The 876-nt window shown below is 62.1% G+C and carries 2 protein-coding genes; both read right to left on the bottom strand.

Annotated features, from left to right (window positions below; all coding sequences use genetic code 11):
* Positions 1 to 168: 168 nt before the first annotated feature.
* Positions 169 to 615 carry a LysR substrate-binding domain-containing protein gene (locus EN925_RS37795; RefSeq protein ID WP_281040711.1) on the bottom strand — a complete coding sequence of 149 codons (447 nt, stop codon included), beginning with the start codon at positions 613 to 615 and terminating at the stop codon, positions 169 to 171.
* The coding region (locus EN925_RS41575) for a LysR substrate-binding domain-containing protein (protein ID WP_281040710.1) at positions 554 to 876 on the bottom strand (323 nt) is incomplete at its 5' end. The genes EN925_RS37795 and EN925_RS41575, both read right to left, overlap by 62 nt.

The following is an 876-nucleotide window of genomic DNA, read 5'->3' as shown; positions in this document are numbered from 1 at the left end:
GTGGAGGAGGGCGTGACCAATAGGATATCGGGATTTCTGGCGGCCCGACGGCTTTTGGGGGCGGGCGGCCGTCGAGCCTAACCGGCGACGCGGGGATGAAGCGCCTCCGGCTGGAGGAAACATGCGCGTTGTGTGACGCTACCGCATCATTCGAATAGCGAGGCTGGTTTACCGTCCCCAGACAACGGCATTCTCATGCCGTTTGATGATGTGCTTCAGGTTTTCGAAGGCGGTCGTGACGTGGCCGGCGAAGCGCTCTGCCGCCGGTGAGCGTGGTCCGCTGACCCGGCGAAGGATACCGAGTGAGCGGCTGGGCTGCGGGATTTCGTAGGGCAGCACCGTAACCCGGCTCTCCTTGCGCTGCGCGAAGACTACGGAGAATGGCAGCACGGCCAACGCATCGGTTTCGGCAAGGAAGTTGATCACGCTCATCAGCGAGCCTCCCGAATAGCGGATGTTCAGGTCCGACATGCCGATGCTCATCAGGATCATCTGCAGGTCCGACATCAGCGGAGAGCCGGGCAGGGGAGCCACCCAGGGAAAGCTGGTCAGGTCATGCGTCCCTGAGGCGGCGATTTCGCAGCAGGGGATGATCGGGCCGGCAAGCCACGACATTGCGTCCGGGCAGGATTTCGGTGAATTCGAAGCCGGGACCAAGGTCGAGAACGCCGATCGGCACGATGCCGAGGTCGATCTGGTTGCTGTCCAGCGCCGCGACCATCTCGGGCAGGTTCATATAGCTCTGCTGAACGGTGACCTCGGGTTCGAGCTTCTGGAATTCTCCGATCATCCGGCTGATCATCGCGTCCATGAAGAACGGCACGCCGCCGACACGGACGACACCTTTGGTGCCTTTCATGAAGCCCTGCACCGCAT

The organism is Mesorhizobium sp. M7A.F.Ca.US.006.04.2.1 (assembly GCF_004022915.1).
Taxonomy (GTDB): domain Bacteria; phylum Pseudomonadota; class Alphaproteobacteria; order Rhizobiales; family Rhizobiaceae; genus Mesorhizobium; species Mesorhizobium ciceri.
The sequence above is the reverse complement of the archived record's forward strand: the minus strand, read 5'-3'. Positions and strand labels throughout refer to the sequence as shown.

Coding starts and splice junctions, on each gene's coding strand:
- EN925_RS37795 (WP_281040711.1), bottom strand. CDS start 615: ATGTCGTGGCTTGCCGGCCCGATCATCCCCTGCTGCGAAATCGCCGCC.